26 protein-coding genes are annotated in these 22,903 nt (G+C 57.3%); 13 read left to right on the top strand and 13 right to left on the bottom strand.

The window, feature by feature from the left end; translation table 11 throughout:
* The first annotated feature begins 23 nt into the window (after positions 1-23).
* Positions 24-500 (top strand): DUF3124 domain-containing protein, encoded by a 477-nt coding sequence (locus tag DWB63_RS14710; RefSeq protein ID WP_128329613.1) that lies wholly within the window; start codon positions 24-26, stop codon positions 498-500.
* A 90-nt stretch (positions 501-590) separates the two neighbouring features.
* Here the strand turns inward: DWB63_RS14710 and DWB63_RS14715 are convergent, their stop codons facing one another.
* On the bottom strand, positions 591-944 hold the full coding sequence (locus DWB63_RS14715) for a DVU0772 family protein (RefSeq protein WP_128329614.1): 354 nt from the start codon (positions 942-944) through the stop codon (positions 591-593).
* Between the two features lie 76 nt (positions 945-1,020).
* Complete coding sequence (locus tag DWB63_RS14720) at positions 1,021-1,443, bottom strand: hypothetical protein (protein WP_128329615.1); 423 nt, start codon at positions 1,441-1,443, stop codon at positions 1,021-1,023.
* 86 nt (positions 1,444-1,529) lie between these two features.
* Here DWB63_RS14720 and DWB63_RS14725 point away from each other — a divergent pair, with 86 nt between their 5' ends.
* Positions 1,530-2,015, top strand: a complete 486-nt coding sequence (locus DWB63_RS14725; protein ID WP_128329616.1) for a CinA family protein — start codon at positions 1,530-1,532, stop codon at positions 2,013-2,015.
* Between the two features lie 467 nt (positions 2,016-2,482).
* Here DWB63_RS14725 and rnhA read toward each other — a convergent pair whose 3' ends face one another.
* The 6 genes from rnhA to DWB63_RS14755 all read right to left on the bottom strand — a co-directional run bounded on the left by rnhA (position 2,483) and on the right by DWB63_RS14755 (position 7,326).
* Complete coding sequence (gene rnhA / locus DWB63_RS14730; RefSeq protein WP_241648877.1) at positions 2,483-2,968, bottom strand: ribonuclease HI; 486 nt, start codon at positions 2,966-2,968, stop codon at positions 2,483-2,485.
* A complete protein-coding gene (locus DWB63_RS14735) occupies positions 2,961-3,476 on the bottom strand; it encodes a hypothetical protein (RefSeq protein ID WP_128329617.1) in 516 nt (171 codons plus the stop codon). The genes rnhA and DWB63_RS14735 overlap by 8 nt, the downstream gene beginning before the upstream one ends.
* Before the next feature lie 45 nt (positions 3,477-3,521).
* A complete protein-coding gene (locus DWB63_RS14740) occupies positions 3,522-4,751 on the bottom strand; it encodes an ABC transporter permease (protein WP_128329618.1) in 1,230 nt (409 codons plus the stop codon).
* A gap of 294 nt (positions 4,752-5,045) precedes the next feature.
* Positions 5,046-5,753, bottom strand: a complete 708-nt coding sequence (locus DWB63_RS14745; protein ID WP_128329619.1) for an ABC transporter ATP-binding protein — start codon at positions 5,751-5,753, stop codon at positions 5,046-5,048.
* Positions 5,753-6,841, bottom strand: coding sequence for an efflux RND transporter periplasmic adaptor subunit (locus DWB63_RS14750; protein WP_128329620.1), 1,089 nt, complete (start codon positions 6,839-6,841; stop codon positions 5,753-5,755). The genes DWB63_RS14745 and DWB63_RS14750 overlap by 1 nt, the downstream gene beginning before the upstream one ends.
* The gene (locus tag DWB63_RS14755; RefSeq protein WP_128329621.1) at positions 6,838-7,326 is read right to left on the bottom strand and encodes a YkgJ family cysteine cluster protein; all 489 of its coding nucleotides are present in this window, start codon (positions 7,324-7,326) and stop codon (positions 6,838-6,840) included. Before DWB63_RS14755 ends, DWB63_RS14750 begins: the two co-directional genes overlap by 4 nt.
* A 95-nt stretch (positions 7,327-7,421) precedes the next feature.
* On the opposite strand from DWB63_RS14755, the gene hflK reads away from it, so the two are divergent.
* From hflK to DWB63_RS14790, 7 genes are all read left to right on the top strand, one after another.
* On the top strand, positions 7,422-8,492 hold the full coding sequence (hflK, locus tag DWB63_RS14760; RefSeq protein WP_128329622.1) for an FtsH protease activity modulator HflK: 1,071 nt from the start codon (positions 7,422-7,424) through the stop codon (positions 8,490-8,492).
* A gap of 14 nt (positions 8,493-8,506) precedes the next feature.
* Complete coding sequence (gene hflC, locus DWB63_RS14765; RefSeq protein WP_128329623.1) at positions 8,507-9,358, top strand: protease modulator HflC; 852 nt, start codon at positions 8,507-8,509, stop codon at positions 9,356-9,358.
* 271 nt (positions 9,359-9,629) lie between these two features.
* The gene (locus DWB63_RS14770) at positions 9,630-10,352 is read left to right on the top strand and encodes a S24 family peptidase (protein WP_128329624.1); all 723 of its coding nucleotides are present in this window, start codon (positions 9,630-9,632) and stop codon (positions 10,350-10,352) included.
* 215 nt (positions 10,353-10,567) lie between these two features.
* Entirely contained in the window at positions 10,568-11,455 is an 888-nt protein-coding gene (panB, locus tag DWB63_RS14775) for a 3-methyl-2-oxobutanoate hydroxymethyltransferase (RefSeq protein WP_128329625.1), read from the top strand.
* Positions 11,456-12,517: a hypothetical protein gene (locus DWB63_RS14780; RefSeq protein ID WP_128329626.1), complete on the top strand. Its 1,062-nt coding sequence runs from the start codon at positions 11,456-11,458 to the stop codon at positions 12,515-12,517.
* A 190-nt stretch (positions 12,518-12,707) separates the two neighbouring features.
* On the top strand, positions 12,708-12,899 hold the full coding sequence (locus DWB63_RS14785) for a hypothetical protein (protein WP_128329627.1): 192 nt from the start codon (positions 12,708-12,710) through the stop codon (positions 12,897-12,899).
* A 225-nt stretch (positions 12,900-13,124) separates the two neighbouring features.
* Positions 13,125-14,546: a HAMP domain-containing sensor histidine kinase gene (locus DWB63_RS14790; RefSeq protein WP_241648878.1), complete on the top strand. Its 1,422-nt coding sequence runs from the start codon at positions 13,125-13,127 to the stop codon at positions 14,544-14,546.
* Positions 14,547-14,673: 127 nt separating this feature from the next.
* On the opposite strand, the gene DWB63_RS14795 is transcribed toward DWB63_RS14790, so the two are convergent.
* From DWB63_RS14795 to DWB63_RS14805, 4 genes are all read right to left on the bottom strand, one after another.
* Positions 14,674-15,780 (bottom strand): AI-2E family transporter, encoded by a 1,107-nt coding sequence (locus DWB63_RS14795; protein WP_128329628.1) that lies wholly within the window; start codon positions 15,778-15,780, stop codon positions 14,674-14,676.
* Between the two features lie 288 nt (positions 15,781-16,068).
* Positions 16,069-17,277 carry a phosphoserine phosphatase SerB gene (gene serB, locus DWB63_RS14800; protein WP_128329629.1) on the bottom strand — a complete coding sequence of 403 codons (1,209 nt, stop codon included), beginning with the start codon at positions 17,275-17,277 and terminating at the stop codon, positions 16,069-16,071.
* Positions 17,278-17,453: 176 nt separating this feature from the next.
* Entirely contained in the window at positions 17,454-17,603 is a 150-nt protein-coding gene (locus DWB63_RS17365) for a hypothetical protein (protein ID WP_164879906.1), read from the bottom strand.
* 12 nt (positions 17,604-17,615) lie between these two features.
* Positions 17,616-18,086: a polymer-forming cytoskeletal protein gene (locus DWB63_RS14805; RefSeq protein WP_128329630.1), complete on the bottom strand. Its 471-nt coding sequence runs from the start codon at positions 18,084-18,086 to the stop codon at positions 17,616-17,618.
* A 295-nt stretch (positions 18,087-18,381) separates the two neighbouring features.
* Between DWB63_RS14805 and DWB63_RS14810 the strand changes: the two genes are divergently transcribed.
* Genes DWB63_RS14810 through DWB63_RS14820 form a run of 3 tightly spaced genes read left to right on the top strand, consistent with a single transcriptional unit; the run spans position 18,382 to position 21,041 of the window.
* Positions 18,382-19,551 carry a cyclic nucleotide-binding domain-containing protein gene (locus DWB63_RS14810; RefSeq protein ID WP_128329631.1) on the top strand — a complete coding sequence of 390 codons (1,170 nt, stop codon included), beginning with the start codon at positions 18,382-18,384 and terminating at the stop codon, positions 19,549-19,551.
* Positions 19,551-20,327, top strand: a complete 777-nt coding sequence (locus DWB63_RS14815; protein ID WP_128329632.1) for a MotA/TolQ/ExbB proton channel family protein — start codon at positions 19,551-19,553, stop codon at positions 20,325-20,327. Before DWB63_RS14810 ends, DWB63_RS14815 begins: the two co-directional genes overlap by 1 nt.
* A gap of 6 nt (positions 20,328-20,333) precedes the next feature.
* Positions 20,334-21,041 carry a flagellar motor protein MotB gene (locus tag DWB63_RS14820; RefSeq protein ID WP_128329633.1) on the top strand — a complete coding sequence of 236 codons (708 nt, stop codon included), beginning with the start codon at positions 20,334-20,336 and terminating at the stop codon, positions 21,039-21,041.
* On the opposite strand, the gene DWB63_RS14825 is transcribed toward DWB63_RS14820, so the two are convergent.
* Positions 21,038-21,466: a GNAT family acetyltransferase gene (locus DWB63_RS14825; RefSeq protein WP_128329634.1), complete on the bottom strand. Its 429-nt coding sequence runs from the start codon at positions 21,464-21,466 to the stop codon at positions 21,038-21,040. The genes DWB63_RS14820 and DWB63_RS14825 overlap by 4 nt on opposite strands.
* 80 nt (positions 21,467-21,546) lie before the next feature.
* Between DWB63_RS14825 and DWB63_RS14830 the strand changes: the two genes are divergently transcribed.
* Complete coding sequence (locus DWB63_RS14830; RefSeq protein WP_128329635.1) at positions 21,547-22,218, top strand: D-lyxose/D-mannose family sugar isomerase; 672 nt, start codon at positions 21,547-21,549, stop codon at positions 22,216-22,218.
* Positions 22,219-22,903 lie beyond the last annotated feature (685 nt).

The raw sequence follows: 22,903 nt of genomic DNA on the forward strand, positions 1-22,903 counted from the left end.
ACCTGAAGTTCAAGGAGTCTTTCATGCGCATAAAAAGCCTTTGCCCGATCGTGGCCATCCTGGCTGTCCTCGTCCTTTCCATGCCCGCCCTTGCAGGCCGCAAACTCACTGTCTCCAAGGGACAGACAGTCTACGTGCCGGTATACTCGCACATCTACCAAGGCAAGAAGGGCAAACCCTACAATCTGTCGACCCTGCTCTCCCTCCGCAACGTGGACTACACCCATTCCATTGTTGTCACTTCAGTCAGATACTACGGCAGCGATGGCCAATTCATCAAAGAGCATTTCCCGAAACCGGTGACCATCCCGCCCATGGGGACCAAGGAAGTTCACATCAGGGAACAGGACACCGAAGGCGGTTCCGGGGCAAACTTCACGGTAAAATGGGAGGGCGGCACCGAAGTTTCCGTGCCCGTCATCCAGGCCGTCATGATAGGTACGGCCTCGACCCAGGGCATCTCCTTCGTCTGCGACGGCGTGGTCATCGAAGAGAGATAGCGCACCGTACGCACCGCGTATGCCTGACCATGACGCAAAAAAAGGGACCACCCGAGCGGGTGGTCCCTTTTTACTGTCTGATCCGAAGGCTCAGGCCCCCAGCTCCTTCTCAAGCCATTCCCGGATTGACGGCGTCAGCTCGAGAATGCCCTTGATACCCTTGATCTCGTCCAGAAGCTCCTTGGACAGATCGTCAGGCAACTTCTTGGAACACAAGATGGTGGACCCGTAATTGTCCATCTTCATCAGCACCACCTTGGGGGTGTCCCAGGTGTCAATGGCGAAATAAATGGAGTACTCGCCGCTGGTGGTCACAGGCGAGCGCATGGCGTCACGGTAATTGTTGTTTCCCCACTCCAGATACAGGGTGACTGCATCTTCATGGATCATGTCCCAGTTGACTTCGTTCAACCACTGCTTACAGCTATTGCTATCGTCACTCATATGCTTCCCTCCGAGGCTTTTCGTTGTTTCATTTATTTGATAATAACTCTCACATGCAACCCTGTCCATCATTGATTCACAGGTCCACACCGTTGTCCTTGTTTTCCTTCACCACCCGGACCAAGGCGGCAAACCCCACCAGCAGGCCAATGCCCGCCAGTTCACGAGTCCACAGCACCCAGGCGATCGCTCCGGCCAGGCAGACAACAAACAGCAATCGCGACCACTTGACCCAATTCCAGGGGGCGGCCACCCAGTTTTTCTCCCATTCCACGCACGCGGCCACAAAGCCGAACCACCGGTTTTGCGGAGGATCGCCGAGGTTCAAAGAGAAAAAACCTGTACCGAAAAGGATCATGGACGAGGCCAGGAGCAGGTAACTGTGCGCCAGCAACGTCAGGCAGAACAGCACCATTGAGGCACAGTGCAGACTCCAGTTCCAGGGCTGGCGGTGGCGGACAAGCGCAAGATCAAACAACTCCGACGGGGTGACGGCCATAGATCCTCCTCCGTGCACAATACAAATGACTGCACTGTCATTGCAACATTTTAGATTTTTGTACACACTGGGACCGGAGGATACACATGGACAACTTTCTGCTTTCACGAGCCGTGGCCGAACTCGGAGCATGTCTGCGCGTGGAGAACAATTTCCTGGCCACCGCCGAATCCTGTACCGGCGGCCTGCTTGCCAGCACCCTGACCGACACCCCCGGCAGCTCCGAATGGTTCGCCGGTTCCGTGATCGCCTATTCCAACACGGTGAAGACCGGCCTGCTCAATGTGCCGGCCGATGTCCTCGAAAAACACGGCGCGGTCTCCGAGCCTGTGGTCCGGGCCATGGCACAAGGAGTGCTCAAGGCCATCGGTGCGAACGTCTCCGTGGCCATCTCCGGCGTGGCCGGTCCCGGCGGAGGCACCCCCGAAAAACCGGTCGGCACCGTCTGGATGGCCTGGGCCTGGCCCGGCGGCACCCGCGCGAAATGCTACAATTTCAACGGCGAGCGCGAACAGATCAAACAACAATCCGTCATGGCTGCCCTTAACGGCCTGCTCGCCGTGGCACGGTAGGCGGCTTTCGATAGCGGCGCATCTGCACATTTTCCCGGACTTGTCCAATCCTCACCGTAGCCAGGCTACGCCTCCGGTTGGCCTGCGCCCGAAAAAATGCACATCTGCCCCCCTCTCGAAAGCCTTATGACATCCTCGGGCGGAAGAGCCGCTGTCCGGGGCTTGCAGCCCCGAATTCGCTCCAACGGCATGGGATGAGTTGGAAACAAAAATGGAATTGCCTGTTCGAAAGGATCGAACAGGCCTTTTTTTCAGCATCGGGTATTTCCCAAAAAATGGAGCGTTTTCGGGTGCGCAGCACCCGAACAGCGGCTCTTGCTCCCGAAGCGACCCTATGGCGAGATGAGGCTTTCGAGAGTGGGGTGGCTGTGCATTTTTCCCGACCGGGACAACCGCAGCGTAGGCTGGCTACGTGAGGATTGGACCGGACGGGAAAAATGTGCAGACGCCCCGCTATCGAAAGCCGTCTACTCCATGCCTTCGTCGACGAGGAGACCGCTGCCTGAAGCGGCGTTTCTGGCAAGGTCGTCCACGCGTTCGTTGAGCAGGTGGCCGGAATGACCCTTGACCCAATGAAAGTCGACCTCGTGCTTTTCTATCAGCGGCATGAGTCTGCGCCAGAGGTCCTGATTCTTGACCGGCTTCTTGGCAGCGGTCTTCCAACCGTTTTTCTGCCAGTTCTTGAGCCAGCCCTGGGTGATGGCCTGCTGCACATATTTGGAATCGGTCCACAGGTCCACCGAGCAAGTCCGCTTCAGGGCGCCAAGACCGACGATGACGGCCAGCAATTCCATGCGATTGTTGGTGGTTCGCTTGTAGCCTTGGGAGAGTTCTCCGTAATTCTTGGCGTTCTCGCCTTTATACTCGCCATAGATCAGGACCGCGCCGTATCCGCCGGGGCCGGGATTGCCGAGGCAGGAACCATCCGTATACATGGTCACGCGCTCACTCACTATTACTCTCCTGTTTGTTCAATGCTTCAAGTTTGTTGAATATTTCAGCCAGCACTTCCTGTATGGCCATGGGCCAATCGCCCTCTTCGAATGAGGGCAGCAGGAAAGTGGTCTTCAACGATTCGATGAATTCCGGCCCCAGGGCCGTGTTCATCATGGGCGGAAAGCGAAGTTCCGCCACCTTGATGGACGGAGCCAGGCCTATGAACATGGTCTTGCCGTCCAGCTCCGGGATCACGAAATCCCCGGCAAAAATCTGGATCTTGCAGCTCATGCCCCACTCGTCCTTCAGGGTCCTGGTAAAGGCAACAATGAACTTCTTCTGGTCCTTGTCCAGGGTCTTGGTCTCGTCATAGACCGCACCTTCCATGTTGAGGACTTCGACCACATGTTCGTTGTTCTTCATGAACGCCCAGATCACGGCCGCAAAGACCAGCACCAGGGCTAGGGACCGGATGGCCTTCTCTTTGGGCGTATCGCCGTGCACTCTGGGAATCTTGATTTTCATTTGTACTTCCTACCGCGTGGGAAGAATTGGTGCAAGCCCGGAGGCTTACCCTTCGCCTCGAAGGGCCTGGATGGGATCGAGACTGGCGGCCTGCCTGGCGGGCTTGAGGCCAAAGACCAGCCCAACGGCCTGGGACCCGGCCAGGGCCATGAAAAACGCCTTCCAGGAAAACTGGATGGTCAGGATATCGAGCCGTGACAGGAACTGTCCCAACCCCAGACCAAGGAACAATCCCAGCACGCCGCCGAGCAGGGTCAGGGCGCAGGCCTCCACCAGGAATTGCAGCATGATGGCCGAATTGCGCGCGCCCATGGCTTTTTTCAGCCCGATCTCCTCGGCCCGTTCCGAAACAGATATGGAAAAGAGATTGGCCAGTACAAACCCGCCCACCAGCATGGCGATGCCCGCGGTCACGCCCAGAAAGATGGTCAGCCCACCCTTGAACATGGCCAGGAACTTGAGGACTTCATCGGCGGTCAGGATGGTGAAGTCGTCGTCCTCTTCCGGCTGAAGGTGGTGCAAATGTCTGAGCAGACTGCGCAGATTCTCGGTGTGCGCCGCCATGTAGTCCGGCTCGTGAAATTTCACCCTGAGGGCCCGAAAATACTTGCGGTCCAGATTGTAGCGCTGCACCAGCGTGGACAGCGGAACAATGATCCGGTTGTCGATGTCACCGCCGCCGCCCGAAGTAAAACCCCGGTAGGAGAGTCTGCCCACCACCTGGAACGGGATGCCCGAAATATAAATAACCTTGCCCACCGGGGAATCCTCGCCGAACAGATCCCGTGAAGGCGTGTTGCCCAGGAGTGCAACCTTGGCCCCGGTCCTCTCATCCTCGGCCGTGATGTCCCGCCCTTCCGCCAAGGGCCAATTCCAGGCCCGGGCATACCCCTCGGTGGCCCCGATAATGGCACCGTCCTGAGAATTCCTGTTCCCCGACTTGACCGTCTGGCCGGACTTGGCCCGCATGGGGATGACCTGGTACGCGCCCGGCAACGAATCCCTGATACGCTGGGCATCCTCCCGGCTCAGGGTCATGCTGCGCCCGCCCACGGCCCGCTTCGTGAAATTGCCGCCGAACACCAGAGCCGCGTCCGGCCCGAACATGTCCACGATCTCCACGGCCTTCCTGTTGGCACCGTCCACGGCGGTCACGATCAGGGTCAGGCTGGCAATGCCGAAGGCCACGCCCAATATCACGAAGACAGACCTGAGCTTGAAGGCCCAGACAGCCTCCAGCCCCATGCTGATTATGCGCGATATGAGTCGTATCATTTTGCCGATGCCTCCGGCGGCCGGGGGAAGGGGAAACCTTTCGAGAGAGGTTCTCCCCTTCCCTTCCCCCGGACCCCCATCCCATCCCTTTCCAAAGCGTTTTATTGCCGCTTTGCGGGGAGGGGTAAGTAAATTTCAGTCCTGGCCATCACTGCGTATCAAATCAATGCCTAATATACTCCGAATCCAGCCAACCCCGACACCCCGCCGAAGGCACGCCAAACAATTTTGAAGGGGAGTCCAGAGGGGATACTTTTTCAAAAGTGTCCCCTCTGGCCGCCGGAGGCATTCTCCTCAAAGCTTGATGTCCTCTGTAATCCTGCCGTCGCTCAGTTTGATGATACGGCCCGCTTCCTTGGCCACGTCTTCGTCGTGGGTGACCAGGACCATGGTTTGTCCGGCCTCGTGCACGGCGTGGAAGAGTTTGATGATCTCGTCCGAGGTGGCGGTGTCGAGCTGCCCGGTGGGCTCGTCGGCCAGGATGATCTTGGGTTCGTTGAGCAGGGCGCGGGCCATGGCAACGCGCTGCTGTTGTCCGCCGGATAACCGGGAGGGCTTGAAGTTCATGCGGTCGGCCAGCCCAACCTGTTCCAGAAGGGTTTCGGCACGGGCGACAAGCTCGCCTCTGGGCCTGCCGGAGTAAAGCCCGGGCAGGATGACGTTTTCCAGAGCCGTGGCATAGGGAATGAGATAAAAGGACTGGAACACAAAGCCAAGGGCCTGGTTGCGCATGTCTGACTGCTGGTCGTCGTCAAGGCCGGCGGCGTCCTGGCCGAGGAGCCGATACGTTCCGGCCGTGGGCCGGTCGAGCAGCCCTATTATATGCAACAGGGTGGACTTGCCGGACCCGGAAGTGCCTTGCAGGGCGATGAATTCCCCCTGATCCACGTCCAGGGTGATCCCCTTGAGCACCTTGATGCCGGAATCGGCGTCGCCGTTGCGTTCCTCTTGCTGCAAAAAGGTCTTGGTGATCCCGGACAGGGAAATGGCCGTTGCGCTCATCACATGCCCTTTTTGCCGACCTTGGCGCCGGGCAGGACAAGCTGGGTGGCCACGGTGTCGCCTTCGGACAACCCGCCGAGCACCTCGGAAGTTTCCAGGCCGACCAGGCCGAGTTCCGGGGAAACTTCCTCCGGCTCCAGCTTGGGGTCGGTCACGCGAAAACAGACCTGGCGGTCCTTGACCCACTTGAGGGCGTTGTTGGGCACGGTGAGCACGTCATTCCGGGTTTCCACGACCACCTTGCACTGCGTGGTCATCTCGGGCCGAAGGGATTCGGCCTGCTCACCGGAAACCGTCACCAGGGTGCGGTAGTAGACGATGTTATCGCGGATTTCCGGCTCCGGATAAATGCGGTCCACAGTGCCTTCAAAGACCTTGTCGCGAAATGAGTCTACCGTGTATTTGACCGGCAACCCCTTGTCCACGCGGCCCACGTCGGTTTCGTCGATGTATATCCACATTTCGAGCTTGCCCGGGTCAAGCACCGTGATCAGGTTGGACACGGACAGTCCCGAGACGATGGTCTCGCCTTCCTGGGCCGCCACCTGACTGACCACCCCGTCGATGGGAGAATAAATCCGGGTGTAGGAGAGCTGGATTTGCAGGGTCTTGAGCTTGGCCAGGGAGGAGGACACGGTATGCCGGGCGATCTCCGCGTCCTGAAAGGCCACGTCCAGGGAATCCTGAGCCTCGAGTTTCTGCTGCACCAGGGATCGCTTCCTGGGCAGATTTTTTTCCATGTACTGGAGCTTGGCACGGGCCAATTCGAGATTGGCCTGGGCCTCGGCTATGCGAGCGCGGAGTTCCCGGGCGTCGATCTGGGCGATGAGGTCGCCCTTCCTGACACGGTCCCCCACCTTGACGGGCACGGATTCGAGCACACCGGTGGCCTGTGCCCCGACCTTGACCTGGGCGCCCACCTGGGCCTTGACGATGCCGGTGGCCTCCAACACGCGAGAAACATTGCCGCGCTTGACGGTATCGGTCTTGAGCACCTTGATTTTGTCGGTGGACTGTCCCCCGGTAAAATACCAGACGCCACCGCCGGTCAACAGGACGGCTATGAGGATGAATATGAATTTTTTCATGTCAGTTTGTTTTTTTCCTGTTCGATTTCCTGTTGCAGCACTTTGGAGAAAACACAAGGCCGAAACCGTTTGCGCCCGGCGAGTACATCGCTGAAAGTCACAGCCTTGAATGAGTAGCTGCAGTCGGCCGGAAGCTGTCGCCCTTGGTAATATAGCGACTTGGTCGGATAATTTCTACATAAAGCGGGACGCGATTCATGGCAGGAGCAGCAATTGTCGGTCCCGAGCATGGAGCACGAGAAGATCAGGAACCCCGACATATCCCGGCCGACAAGACGGAACCGGGCATGTTCCGGGGCTGACGCCACCAGTTTTTCGTACTGGGATTTCCTGCGCAGCCACCGCCCCTCATCCTTGAGCAGGATGTCTTTGCAGCACTGGCCGCAAAGGGTGCACTGCCCCACCACCTCCACCTCGCGACCAAGGACCCAGGCCCGAAAGCGGCGGAACAATCCGATGAATATATGGAATCGGGCCTCGATCACCGTCCTTCCTTCATGCTGCCCTGCAATAGAATACAATGCTTTTTATTGATCTCAGCCTTGACCTGTCCCTGCATTGTGCCTACTTGTGACTCATTATGAATTGGGATTGGGAAAAACTACAAAAACAACAACAGGGGCGCCCCGGCGGCAAGCCGCCGAGCTTTGACGACTTCCAAGATCAGTTTGACAAACTCAAAAAGTTCAAACTGCCCGGCTGGAAGCTCATCATTCCGATTTTCATCGTCCTCTGGATCGCCAGCGGATTCTACATCGTGGAACCCGACGAAGTCGGTGTGGTAAAACAGTTCGGACAATTTAACCGCATCACCACTGCGGGTCCGAATTACCACATTCCGTTCCCGGTGGAAAGCGCGCTCACCCCGAAGGTGACACAAATTCGGCGCGTTGAATTCGGTTTCCGATCCACGGGCAGGGCCAAGACCCAAACCTTCCAACAGGGTGTCAGCCACGAAGTCAAGGAAGAATCCCTGATGCTGACCGGCGACGAAAACATCGTTTCAGTCCAGTTCATCGTCCAGTACATGATCAAGGACGCCAAGAACTACCTGTTCAACGTCAATGACCCCGAGCAGACCCTGGCCCATGCGGGCGAAGCAGCCATGCGCGAAATCATCGGCAAGGGCAAGATTGACGACGCACTGACCACCGGCAAGCAGGAAATCCAGGCCCAGACCCGGGAGCTGATGCAGCATATCCTGAACCTCTACGACACGGGTCTGTCCGTTGTGGCTGTTCAGATGCAGAACGTGCATCCGCCGGACGAAGTCATCGACGCGTTCAAGGATGTCGCCTCCGCACGCGAGGACAAGAGCCGCTTCATCAACGAAGCTGAAGCGTACCAACGGGATATCCTGCCCAAATCGCGCGGTGAGGCCGCACGCATCACCAACGAGGCCCACGCCTACAAGGAAGCCAATATCCGCCGCGCCGAAGGTGATGCAGCCCGTTTTCTGTCCGTCCTTTCCGAATACAACAAGGCAAAGGATATCACCCGTCAGCGCATGTACCTGGAGACCATGGAAACGATCCTCTCGAATCCGGAAACGGAAAAGCTGATCATGTCCGACGACGCACTCCAGAAATCCGTACCCTACCTGCCCTTGGAGAAGCTGCCCAAGCAGCCCGCTCCCAAGGAAGCGCAATAAGGCAGGTAAATATTATGAATAAAACAACGATACTTCTCAGCATAGCGATCATAGTCGGCGCGTTCATCCTGACCTCTGCGGCCTTCACCGTGGACCAGACCCAAACGGCCATCGTCATCCAGCTCGGTCGCCCGGTGGGCGATGAGGCGCTCGGCCCCGGCCTGCACTTCAAACTGCCCATGGTCCAGAACGTGGTCTTCTTTGACGCACGCATTCTGGACTTCGACGCCAAGCCCGAAGAAATCACCACCACGGACAAGAAATACATGAACGTGGACTCCTACACCAAGTGGCGCATTGTCGACCCGCTGACCTTCTATACCAAGGTCCGCACCATTCAGGGGGCGCGGGCCCGTCTGGACGACATTGTCCGCTCCCAGTTGCGCGTGGCCCTGGGCCGGTACACCCTGATCGAGGTCGTGTCCCATAAACGCCAGGAAATCATGGATGCAGTCACCGCCCGGTCCAAGGAACTGCTCACGCCCTACGGCATAGAGGTGTTGGACGTCCGCATCAAACGCACTGACCTGCCCGCTGAAAACGCCCGCTCCATCTACGGCCGCATGAAGGCCGAACGGGAACGCCAGGCCAAGCAGTACCGCTCCGAGGGCCTTGAGGCTTCGGCCAAGATCAAGGCCACTGCGGACCGGGAAAGGACTGTTCTGCTGGCAGATGCGAACATGCAGGCTGAGATCATCCGAGGCGAGGGCGAAGCCCTGGCCGTCAAGATCTATGCCGACGCCCTGAGCCAATCGCCGGAATTCTACACGTTCACCCGAAGCCTTGATGCCTACCGGCGCGGCTTCGGGCAAAACACCCGCTTCATCATGACACCCAAAAGCCCTTTCATGAAATACTTGCAATAGCTATTCCTGATACATGTGAGGATGTGGTCACCTGTTGCCCACATCCTTTTCTTTTGCAAAAAAAACTTTGGCAGGCTAATATTGACATTCGTGGGAATAACTCCCAAGGTCTCCGGGAGTTTTTCCCGATTAAGGAAAAATCCAGACAAGACCTGTTTGATACACTGGGGAGTATCCCCCCTCACGGAAACTAATTGGCCGACTGCAGTGAGAGTTGCACAGCATCTACCACGCAAACCGGCCAGGATGTCATTGTTTACAAGGAGTCGATATGCCCAAGAAAAAAAGAAGATGCGACGACGCACAACTCAAGTGGTTCGAAGAAGCGCTTGAACGGATCAAGAAGGCCACCGGAGCGCGTACGCAGGTACAGCTCGCGGAAGTCCTTGATGTCCGTCAGTCCAGCATCTCCGACGCCAAACGCCGCTGTTCCATTCCTGCCGATTGGTTCCTCAAATTGTACCGCAGCCACGGGTTGGACCCGGATTGGCTGTCCGAAGGTGTCGAACCCGTATACATCAACGCCGACAAGGCCAAGGTTCCGGCAGACACCCTGTTGCGCGAGGCGCCCACCCCCTATGGCAGAATGAACTCCCGCAGCCGCGTGGTTCCCGTTTCCACCATGGCCGGTGCAAACAAGGAAGCCAATGCATGGGAGGCCAAGCCCATTGAAGAGCTCTCGGTCCCGGAATCCTTCTGTCGCCCCAAACTCCTGGTGGTCAAAGTGGACTCCGCAAGCATGGATCCCGTCATTGCACGCGGCGCCTTTGTCGGCATTGACCGCGACCAGAGCGAGCATCCCGACGGCGACCTCTGTGCGGTATACTTCCCTCATCAGGGACTGACCATCCGCAGAGTCTTTCATCAGGGAGACACCTTCCTGCTCAAGGCGGACAACGACAGCTACTCCGACCTGACCATTCCGGCCAAGGAGATGGACGCCCGCACCGTGGGCCGCGTCATCTGGGTTCTTCAGAACCTCGCCTCATTGTAACCGGAACAGAGAAACGCACGTATCCAACGGGCCGTCCGATCCATCGGGCGGCCCGTTTGCCGTCCATGCGCACTTGGCCGGGGTCCGACCTGCGGACCTTTAAAGACCGTCAAGGATGGCCAATCCGTCAGGAAGGACCCCCTTTCCCCGGCAGCCCTTCCCGTTTTACGTGACACCCCTTGACTCGAAGGCCCGGCGGCCATACTCTTTCGGCCATGAGTACCACCAATCCCACCCCCTCTCCGGCCAAGGCCAAACCCATCTCCGCGCCTGATATCCAGGCCATGAAGGGTGCTGAAAAGATCTGCTGCATGACCGCCTACGACTATTCCTCGGGACTCCTCGTAGACCAGGCAGGCGTTGATCTCGTGCTGGTAGGAGATTCCCTGGCCATGGTTGTGCTCGGCCATGAAGACACCCTTTCCGTGACCGTGGACGAAATGATCCACCACACCCGGGCCACCAGCCGGGGTGTCAAACACGCCCTGCTCGTGGCGGATATGCCTTTCATGTCCTTTGCCACGGTGGACAAGGCCCTGGAAAACGGCGGCCGAATCATCTCCGAAGGCCGCGCCAAGGCCGTCAAACTCGAAGGCGGTATCCCCGTGGTCCCGCAGATCACGGCCCTGGTTGCCGCAGGCATCCCGGTCATGGCCCATGTGGGCCTGACCCCACAGCACGTGGCCAAATTCGGCGGGTTCAAGGCTCAGGGCAAATCTGCCGACGCCACCCGCGCACTGATCGAAGACGCCAAAGCCGTAGAAGAGGCCGGGGCGTTCTGCGTGGTGTTGGAAGCCATTCCGGTGGAGGCCGCCGAGTTGATCACCGACTCCCTGACCATCCCGACCATCGGCATCGGCGCAGGCAACATCACCGACGGCCAGATTCTCGTCTATCACGACACCCTCGGCCTTTTCGACCGGTTCACCCCCAAATTCGTGCGCCGCTTCGCCGAACTGGGCGACGAGTCCCGCAAGGCTCTGGAACGCTACTGCGCCGAGGTCAGGCGCGGAACATTCCCGGGCGACAAGAACACCTTCTACATGCCTGAAGACGAAATGGCCCAGGTCCGCAAGATCAAGGTCAAACCCAAGAAAAAATAGATGGAACTCGACCTTTCCTGGCCGACACTCTGGAACGGCCTATTCTGGCCCCTGATCCGGCTGACCTTCTTTATTTCCGTGGGCCTGCTGGTCGGCATCCTCATCGAGTCCCTGCAGTGGACCCAGTATGCCGCCAAGCTGGCAGACCCGCTGGCCCGCCGCGCCCGGCTCAAAGACGTATCCGCCGCCAGCTTCACCATGGCTTTCTTCTCCGGCATCACGGCCAACACCATGCTTTCCGAGGCCCACGAAAAAGGCACCATCTCAGACCGCGAACTGATCCTGTCCAACCTGTTCAACTCTTTGCCCACCTACTTCCTGCACCTGCCGACCATTTTTTTCATCGCCGCACCTTTCATCGGTCCGGCAGCATTCATCTATGTTGGGCTGACCGCCTTTGCCGCCGTCCTCCGTACCACGGCTATCGTCTTTGCCGGAAAGTTCCTGCTGCCGCCCATTCCGGAGGGGTGCCTTCCCTGCAGACTGGAGGAGATAAGGGGCAAAAACGATTCCAAGGCCTTCGTGAAAATCACTTGGCCGAGGCTGAAAAGGCGCCCCATGGCAATGGCCCGCCTCATTTGGAAACACTTCCGGATCAAGCTGGACAAGGCGCTGCAACAGGCCTGGAAGCGTTTCAGGAAGCGACTTCCCAAGGTGCTTTACATCACCTGCCCCGTATACACCCTCTTCTTTGTGTTCAAGCAACTCGGCATGTTTTCCTGGTTGGAAGGCATCATGGCCAGCGGCATTCCATTGTTCACCTTTTTGCCGCCCGAGGCACTGTCCATCGTGGCCTTTCACACGGCCGCCGAGTTCACCGCCGGTCTGGCCGTGGCCAGCGCACTCATTGCGGACACCAGCTTGACCCAGACCCAGGTCATCCTGGCCTTGATGCTCGGCAACGTGCTCTCCTCCCCGGTGCGCGCCTTCAGACACCAGTTTCCCTACTATGCCGGCATCTTCCGCCCGCGCATGGCCTTCAATCTCATCATGGCCAATCAGCTCTTTCGTTGCGCGAGCATAGCCCTGGTAGGGCTTGCCTACGCCCTCCTGGCATACTGATTCGAAGCGCACACACATCCGTCCCCGATTGCACGCCGGAAAACGCCGCGCCCTACACTTTTGTGCAAGAGTGCACACGTCAATGTGCAACATCACGCACACTGCACAATTTGCAAGCAGTCTGTGATTTTATAACCTGCTGCAATAACACGGTTATCACGGTTGGCACGACCTATGCTTTAAAGAGTGCATGATCGACGCAGTCACTTTCACTCTCAGCATCCTGGTCGCCGTAGTATTACGGCGGCCCCTCCTCACCAACCCGGACGCCGATCAGGGCGTCCGGGAAGTGGGAGAAAAATTCGGCATAACGGCCTTGGTTCCCGTGCCCGTCCGGGTGAATACCCCCCATCCCACCAGGATGGCACGAACCAGAAAATAGGCCTTTACGCATATACCATACCTCCCTTGAAAGCAGTACCAACCTCAAACCCCTCCTCAAAAGCAGACCTCTAACCCAGAAAGGGCCGCAACAGCGGCCCTTTCGCCTTTTATACCCCTCCCTGAGCTGAGATAATAATATTTCTCACCTTTTCTTGTCATGAGGCCTCCCTACAGGTATGGTTGCTCTAATCATAACTTCAGGCTTGGACGACAGGGTATAAAAATGGACGACTCCGGCATGGGCAACAAGGTGCCCGAAAGACCCGATGCAGACCTGCTCAGTCTCTCGGACCAAGAACGTTTGGAGCTTATGGTCACCCGCATAGAGGAAAAACTGGTCGATTACGAAGGCTACGATTTTTCCATGCGCCAGATACGCGCCCTGAACATTTTCTTCGAACTGGCCCAGGAACTGCGTGGACGCGAAATGTTCTATGCAATCTGCATGGCCATTCCCCGCGCCCTGTTCAACATGGAAGCCTGCATGTACATCCTGGAGGACGAAGAGACCTTTTCCCTGGCTGCCTGTTCCACGAACAAAGCCAACATGGAGTCGACCCGGACCTGGGACCACGAATTCAACGAACGTCTGACCGTATCAAACGATCATATGTTCATCCCCATCCAGGGCAACCCGGAATACAACGACATGCTCACCTTCGTGCCGCCCAACAACATCATCGGCTGCTTTGTCATGCACCCCTGCTCAACGCTGCCGGGACACGCCCGGCTCTTCCTGGAAAAATTCGTCAACCGCGTCGGATTTCAACTCCATCACCGCATCATCCGCGCCCGCAACCGCGAACACATCCGCTTCATCAAATCCATGGTCCAGGACATCGGGCATAATGTCATTGTGCCCAACATGTATTTCAAACTCTATTTCAACCGGTTGAAACGGAAAATCGAGGAACTGCACCTGGTCACCTCCGAAACCTTGGTCATGATGACACAATGCGACAATCCGGACATGATCCGGGAGGGCAATCGACTGGCCGAAATCGCCAGCGGCATTGAGGCGCAGTATCAGGAGATTTACAGTCACTATGAATCCACGTCCATGTTCCTTGAGGCACTGCTCCGCAGACGTCATTTCGAGGAAGGGCGTTATGTCCTGGATAAGCGGGAAGTCAACCTGCATACAACAATCATAAATCCGCTCGTCGAACGCTTCCGGCACAGGTTCGAGGAACGGGGCATTCAGATCAATCTCGGTATGGGTGGCGCTCACGATCAGATTATCCGACTGATACTTGACCGGGGCCTCATGTCACAGGTGCTCGACAACCTCTTGTCCAATGCCCTCAAATACACGGAAAACGTCGTTCTGGCCGATGGGCGTGATGGAAAATTCGTGTCCTACGGATGGCGGATCATCAAGGATTTTTTTGCGCCGGGCCACCCTGGCATCCGCATATGGGTCACCTCCACCGGGCACCCGCTCAACCTGGAAGACCCCATGGAAGTGTTCAAGCCGGGCTTCCGCGCCGGGAATGTGGCCCATGAATCCGGCACGGGCCGCGGCCTGTACTTTGTCCGACAGGTGGTCGAGCTTCACGGTGGCAAGGTCGGCTATTCCCACACGGAAAAAGGCAATGAATTCTATATGATCCTTCCTTTTGAACAGGATCACCCCCAACGTTGATCCGCCCCGTAGCGCAAGAAGACCATTCCGCCGGCTTCAGCTTCCCACACCGCTCCCGCGACAATGAGTGCCGCGCAGATGCCCATGCCCATCACCAAAGACCAAACACTCTAGAGACAGAAGTGCATTACGAAGCGATCTCTTTTTTGGCCAACATCCTGCGGTAGTACGACAGGCACAGGCAGGACATGGGCAGGGCGATGAGCAGGCCCAAAAAGCCGAGAAGCTTGCCCCAGACAGACAGGGACAGGAGAATGAGCCAGGGAGACAGCCCCAGGCTTTCGCCCTGGATTTTCGGCACCAGGACAACGTCCTGGATGACCTGGACCACGGACATGACGGCCACGACAAGGCCGATGCCTACCCAAACGGATTCGCCCGCTTCCAGTGAGTTCAACGCCGCCAGGAGCACGGCCGGGACCGCACCGGCAACCCCCAGATACGGAGCGATATTCAAAAGCCCGATGAGCATACCGAGCACAAGGCCCAACGGCAGGCCGATGAGCACGAATCCCGTGGACATGAACACGCCCACCAGAAGACAGACGATGATCTGACCGCGGAAATACAGCCCCATGGTCTTCTCGAACTCACCGAGAAATCCGGTAATACCATCCCGGTAACTCTGGGGAAGGTATTCCTGCCAATTGGCCTTGATCCTGCCGAAGTCGGCCAGCAGAAAGATCACGTACAGCAGGATGACGAACAATCCGATCAGTCCGGCCACCACATTCAGTGCCCCCTGGGCCATGCCCCTGATTCCCGGAACCACGGTCGTCAGAAGCGACCGGGCCGCCTTCATCACCCCTTCGGAGGAGAACATCTCCTGGACCTCGGGCTTCTGCACGGTCTCCCGCAGCCAATTCCAGATATCCGGCGGAAGGCTGCTCGCCACCTTGTCGGCGAATTCCGTATTGGACATCAGTTGCGACAGGACCTGGCCCATGTGCACGAATTCCGACACCATCATGGGCACAACCAGAAGGACTATCGCGGCAATGACGCCGAACAGCACAAGGATGGTCAACAGGACCGCCAAACTCCGGTTCCTGACATATTTTTCAAAGAAACAGGCCAAAGGATTGAGCAGGTAGGCCATGAGCAACGCGGCCACGAACGGGACAAGCGCACTGGACAGATAACCCAGCAGCCAGACCAGGCCGATGAGGAACCCTGCCCCCAGGGCCATGCGGACCACGGAATCCAGAGTATAGGGTCGGTCGGAATCGAACATGATGGTCCTCCAACGGGAAATGAATGGTGTCAATCCATTACCAGCCCTGTTTCATTTGTACAATCTTCGATTGAGGGCGGCTTGGGAGAGCCCGAGCGCATCGGGAAAGAGCCGCTGTCGGACGCCTTTGGCATCCGAATCGCTCCGAACCGGGACAAACCTGTGGGGAGCCTCGCGCAGCGATACAAACAGTTTTGGGAAAGGAGGCGATGGGGGGTTCGGGGGAAGGGGAGGAAAGGCCTTTCTCAAAAGGTTGTCCTCCCCTTCCCCCGACCGCTGGAGGCCACCCTACAGGGCTTCGTGATCGCGGACGCCGATGAGATAAAGGATAGCGTCCAGGCCCAGTGTGGAGATGGCCTGCCGTGCCCCCTCCTTGACCTTGGGCTTGGCATGGAACGCGATGCCCAGCCCCGCGAGATTGAGCATGGGCAGATCGTTGGCTCCGTCGCCCACGGCAATGACCTGTTGCAGGGAAATTCCCTCCAAGTCGGCAATGGACTGAAGCAGCTCGGCCTTTTTCTCGGCGTCCACTATATCGCCCAAAGCCCTGCCCGTAAGCTTGCCGTCCTTGATTTCCAATTCGTTGGCGTAGACGTAATCAATGCCGAACCGTTTTTTCAGGATGTCGCCAAAATAGGTAAATCCGCCGGACAGGATGGCGATCTTGTAGCCCACGTTCTTGAGATTGGAGATAAGCTTTTCCGCGCCCTCGGACATGGGCAGCCGGTCAGCCACCCGCTGGAGCACGGACTCGTCCAGTCCTTCGAGCAATGAGAGCCTCTTCCTCAGGGACTGCTTGAAATCCAATTCGCCGCGCATGGCGGCTTCGGTGATGGCAGCCACCTGTTCACCCACGCCCGCCTCTTTGGCCAGTTCGTCGATGACCTCGGCCTGGATCAGGGTGGAATCCATGTCAAAGGCGACAAGCCGACGGTTGCGACGGAAAATGTTGTCTTCCTGAAAGGCGATATCCACCATCAATTCAGAAGAAATTCGCAGGAATTTCAAACGAATATCACCAACATCGCCGGGCGTGCCGCGCACGGTGAACTCCACGCAGCCGCGCGAACACTCGTAGTCGTTGCAATCAAGCGGCACCCGGCCGGACAGCCTATGGATGGTGTCGATATTCAATCCCGAATCCGCAACCACACGGGTGATGGCCGCCACCTGCTCTGCCGTGACAGAGCGGGACAACAAGGTGATTATGTAGCGGGGCTTGTTTGCGTCACCGACCCAAGAGGAGTATTTGTCCTCAGCCAGCGGATGCAGCCTCATGGTCACGCCCAGTTCATGCGCCTTGAAGAGCAGATCTTTCAGCACCGGCTGGGAATTGGCAGGCAGCCGAATGAGGATGCCGAGGGTGAGAAAATTGTGAATGACCACCTGACCGATGTCGAGCACGTCCACGTCGTATCCTGCCAACACGTCGGACAGCTCTGCCGTCAAACCTGGCCGGTCACTGCCGGTCACATGCACCAAAATAATTTTTTCCATAAATAACTCCCGTAAAAGTCACGCGGACTTTCTCATATATCGTGACGACAGTAAACCGATGCCGACACCCATAGAGTCATGACAAGGGGCAGAAAAGAACACCCCCGGCGCAGATATCCTGCACGGGGGGTGTTCCATTCTTACTACGGGAAAAACCGGACCGTAATCACGATCGATTATTTCTTGGCCTTGGCCTCACGAATGTAAGCCGTGCCGTCGGTCAGGGAACGAGTATGACGCTGCAGAACCAGCTCCACCTCACGCTTCTTCTCGGCAGAAAAAGCGATGTATTCAACTCCGTTATTTTCAATAACCAGTTCGAACATCATAAACCTCCGTTACGCTCCGGTAGCATCGGAGCCGGTCTTGGCTACAGGGGGCTCCTTTGTGGAGGACACACTTGTCGGGCCACCAAAATTCGCAGATACAACTTTGGGCTTGATGGCGGGCGCCTCGTCCCTTGGCATGGTAATGGAACCTTCGACCACGGCCCCCTTTTCCACCACCAGCACCGGGGCGTTCAAACTGCCCTTGAGCACGCTCGTCTTCTCGAACACGGCACTTTCCTTGACGAACACGTCGCCACGGATTTCACCACAGGAGGACAGCTGCCCCACTCGCACAGTGCCTTCTATGAAGGCCTTGCGACCCAATATCAAAACACCGTCAGTGGAAATTTCGCCTTCAAAATGACCGTCGATACGAACCGTGCCGACGAAATCAAGCTTTCCTCTGTATTCGGTGCCCACGCCAAGAAAGGCGTTAAGTTCTGAGCTTTCTTTAGACTTCTTATTTGAAAATAAACCCATTATTTGCTCCTTTCTCATTGAGAAGACAGGGCATACCGTCTTCATATTCCGGCCATAACAGCAGAGCAGGATTTCCCTATACCCTCAGCGGACAGCAAAGGCCACTTTTTTTTCCATGGTGTCCTCCTGCCGCCTCGAACGGATTACACCAGCCTTATCCTCGTTTTTACTGAACTTCTAATTGTCCCCGCCCTCACAAGATTGTACATTAACAAAAAAGAAGATACGATACACAAGCCTTAATCCAGACATCAAAGGGATGCACAGTGTTCATACACCGGGAAAAGGGAAGACCATGACCACCAAAAGCGACCAGAATATCAAGTCCTACTTCAAGGGCCAATCCATATACAAAGAAGGCCAGAAGGGCACCGTTGCCTACATGATTCGCAAGGGGTCCGTGACCTTGTATCGATCCGCCAACGGCAAGCGAATAGTGCTCGACAAACTGGAACGCGGCGAGATCTTCGGCGAAATGAGCGTGTTGAGCAAAGTCGACCGCACCGAAAGCGCCGAAGCCGCGGAATTCTGCGACCTGATGCTCCTGACCGAGCAGGTCATCCAGGCCATGATCGAGCGCTGCCCGAAAACCATCCAACACCTGACCAAACTCCTTATAAAACGGGTACGCAAGGCAGGCGACATCAACCCCAACAAAACGCACAAGAATTCCTTCCTGAGCATCTGCCGCATCCTTGAAATGGCCCACCGCTGCCATATCTCCATGCAGACAGCCGAGGCCAAACGCATACCCAACCACAAAATGGGCATCGCCATTCCCGACTTGTCCAAACAGATAAAGAATATCCTGCTCGTGACCCAACTCGAGATCGACAGCGCTCTGGATCAACTGGCGGCCCTCAAGCTGGTCACCCTGACATCCCATGGACCGGGCAAGGCCTTTGCCGAGCGCTACGTCAAGGTGAACGACCTGGAGACCTTTTTCCAAGTGGCTTCCAACCTGCACAAGGAGCTGTCCAAGTCCAACGCCCTGGAACCGGAATTGGAATACATCGACATCCATGACCTGGCCGCGGAAGTGGAAGCCCAGACCGATGTCTTGTACAAGAAAATGGCCAACATGGAGATCCCGGAGACCCTCTTCTTCTTCCACAAGGGGGCCGCCCTGACCTGGGCCAAAGACCAGGAAGAGGACTTTTTCAAGCGGGTCAAACGCAAGAAAAAGAAAATCTCCGACCTTGAAGACGTCAACGACATCGTGTTCGTCGACAACGCCACGTGCAAGGAAGCCTTTGCCAAACTCGGGTATTACAAACTCGGCGTGCTGCTCTCGGTTGCGGACGGCGAATCCCGCGAAAAGATCCTCGGCAACCTGTCCAAGAAGATCGCCCAGATCGTCCAGGACGAGGCCAAGGAGCGCGGCCCGGCCAATCCGGCTGAAGCCGAGGACGTATCCGACGAACTCATTGAACTGATCAAAATTTCGAAAGGGGTGGCCGTCTAGTGAATATCGCAACCATTTTCGGCATCATCGCGGGCATCTTCGTTCTTTGTGCCGCCACCATCTCCGCCACGGATTCGGTCCAGGTCTTCCTGAACGGACCGGGCCTGGCCATCGTGCTGGGCGGCACCATCGCAGCCACCTTCATCTGCTACCCCCTGCGGGAGGTCATGCGCGTCATGGGGCTGTTCATGTCCGCCTTCAAGGCCGAAGAACTGCCCATCGGCGACTACATCAAGGATATCGTGGAGCTGTCCAGGACCGCTTCCTCCAAGGGCGAAGAGCACCTGGAAAAATCCCTCAAGAAAATGGAAAACGAATTCCTGCGCGACGGGTTGCAGATGCTGGTGGACGGCTACTCGAAAAAGGAACTCGGAGAGATTCTCAACAACCGCATCCAGCAATACCACGAGCAGGAGTTCAACGCCGCAGGCATATACCGGACCATGGCCTCCCTGTCCCCGGCCTTTGGCATCATCGGCACGCTCATCGGACTGATCGCCATGATGCAGACCATGGGCGACGACGTGACCCGCATCGGTCCGGCCATGGCCACGGCCCTGACCACCACCCTGTACGGAGCCCTGTTCGCCAACATGATCTATACCCCCATCGCCACCAAGGTGGAACGGCGCATCGAGGAACGCACCATCCTCATGTGCGTCATCCGCGACGGCATCCTGTTCATCAAGGACAAGACACCCGCGCCCATCATCATGGACAAGCTCAAGGGGTATCTGCCGCCGAGCAAATGGTCCTCCATCACCACCGGAAAGTAGACAGTCATGCAGATTCCCGGCAACTTCATACCCAAGCGGAAACGGCCTGTCCCGGACGGCGGCTGGCGCCTGACCCTGGCCGACATGATGACGCTGATCCTCTGCTTTTTCGTGGTCATGCTCTCCGTGTCCAAGGTCGATCCCAACCGCTATGAAGCCATGTCCGGCGTCCTGGCCGAGGCCATGAAAGGCAAGGCTGCGCCGAGCAACCGCCCGGACCAGCAGCCCATGAGCCAGGAAGAAAAAAAATCAAAGAACCTGTTCGAACTGGAACTGGAGCTGGCCAAACTCATCGGCCGCGAATCCAGGGCAGTCAATCTCAAGCTGCGCCCTGACGCGGTGGCCATCAACCTCAAGGGCGGAGTGTTCTTCCCCCTGGGCAGTGCGGACCTGACCCCGGAGGCGGTCGACATCCTGAACAAACTGGCCCGCCCCCTGACCGACGCCCACTATAAACTGACCGTCGAAGGGCATTCCGACAATCTGCCCATCAAGTCGTCCCAGTTCCCGTCCAATTGGGAACTGTCCAGCGCCCGCGCCTCCTCAGTGGCCCGCTTTTTCATCGCCCAGGGCTTCCCCAAGAACGACATCCAGGTCATGGGGCTGGCCGACACCCGCCCCCTTGCCCCGAACACGGACAAGGCGGGCAACAGCATCCCTGACAACCAGTCCATGAATCGCCGGGTCGTCATCCTGGTCCGCCCGGCAAGCTAATCCAGCCGTTTGCCCATGCTGAGGCGATCTTCAACGGCGAACCCGTTGGCTTCATAGAATTTTCGCACTGCCTCGTTGGTCTTCAGGATCTGGAGGTTGACCTTGAAGCAGCCGAGCTTTGCCAACGCCCGCTGCGCATGATCGAGCAGCATGGAACCTATGCCCTGTTTGCGCTGGTCCGGGTGAACGGCCAAAGAATATATCCATCCCCGATGGCCGTCGTACCCGGCCATGACCGTGCCGACCACCGCATCTCCATCCAAAGCCACGAAAAAGAGGTCGTCATGGTCTGTTTTCCTGTCGATGACGAATTCCGGGGCATTGTAGGAGGCTGAATATCCGAAAACCGTCTGCCACAGTTCGACGACCTGCTGCCGATGGGTGGCGTTTCCAAAGGTACGTATGGTAATTTCGTGAAGCGGCATGGATGCAGTATGCCCTACCCCACGGCGTCATGTCCAACCGGCCCCTTGACGGAGCACACCGCCTCACCTAGAAGGATTTCATGAAACGAAGCCAAATCAATGCCCTCATCAGTGATGCCAAGGAATTCTATGCCTCCTTCAAGTTCGCACTGCCGCCCTGGGCCTTCTGGGGGCCTGACGACTGGAAGGGAAAGGGCGACTCCGAGGTCGTGAAGAATCAGCTCGGATGGGACCTGACCGACTACGGCGCAGGCGATTTCGAACAGCGCGGCCTGATCCTGTTCACCATCCGCAACGGCAACCTGGCCGCCGGACACCCGAAGAAATACGCGGAAAAGATCATGATCATCCGAGAGAACCAGATCTGCCCCATGCACTTCCACTGGGCCAAGACCGAGGACATCATCAACCGGGGCGGCGGCAATCTGGTCATCGAACTGTACGGCTCCACCCCAGCAGAGGAACTCGGCACCGAGCCCATCACCGTCTCGGTGGACGGCTTTGCGCGCACCGTAAAACCCGGCGGCAAGGTCATCCTGACGCCCGGCGAATCCATCTTCCTGGAACAGGGCATGTACCACCGCTTCTACGGAGAACCGGGCAAGGGAAAGGTCCTGGTCGGCGAGGTGTCGTCGGTCAACGACGACAACACCGACAACAGGTTTCACCAGCCCCAGGCCAGGTTCCCCGAGATCGAGGAGGATGAAGCGCCGCTTCACCTTTTGTGCACGGATTATCCGAACTATATTTAGCTGAAAACACAGGCCGCTTGATGATTCAAGCGGCCTTTTTGTTATTCATAGCGCATTCGCGGTGATCATGTATTCGTCATGCCTATACGAGGTGTCGTTGCTTCTTTGATACGTAGCGCATTCGCGGTGGAGATGAACGCGTTCTCCATATGAAGAGTTGGAATTTATTTGAAACGTAGCGCATTCGCGGTGGAAGTTAGGCTCTATATCCTTTTGAAGTGTTGCGCTCTTACAGCGCCCTACTTTTGTCCGAGGCGACAAAAGTAGGCAAAAACGCCTTTTTCGCGCTGTGAGCCTGGCCCCGAAGCCAAGAGCCTGTAGGCGGCTTTCGCTGCCCGAAACGACTGTCCACCCTGTGGACTCAATCGGGCTGCGCTTCGCCGCCTGAGACAGGCTCTAGGCTTCGGGACCAATTGTTCGGCGTTGTAAGGGGTTGTGGGGGTGGTGTGATTTTCTTGTTGGATTAGGCTCTTCGGTTTTTCGGGGCGGCAGATTTCATCATAGGTTTTGGGGGATTGTTTGATACGGAGCGCATTCGCGGTGAGGGTTAGGCTCTATATCCTTTTGAAGTGTTGCGCTCTTACAGCGCCCTACTTTTGTTCAAGGCGACAAAAGTAGGCAAAAACGCCTTTTTTGGGCTGTGATCCTGGAATCGGGACCAAGAGCCTGTAGCGCGGCTCCACTG

This window comes from Pseudodesulfovibrio sp. S3, assembly GCF_004025585.1.
Taxonomy (GTDB): domain Bacteria; phylum Desulfobacterota; class Desulfovibrionia; order Desulfovibrionales; family Desulfovibrionaceae; genus Pseudodesulfovibrio.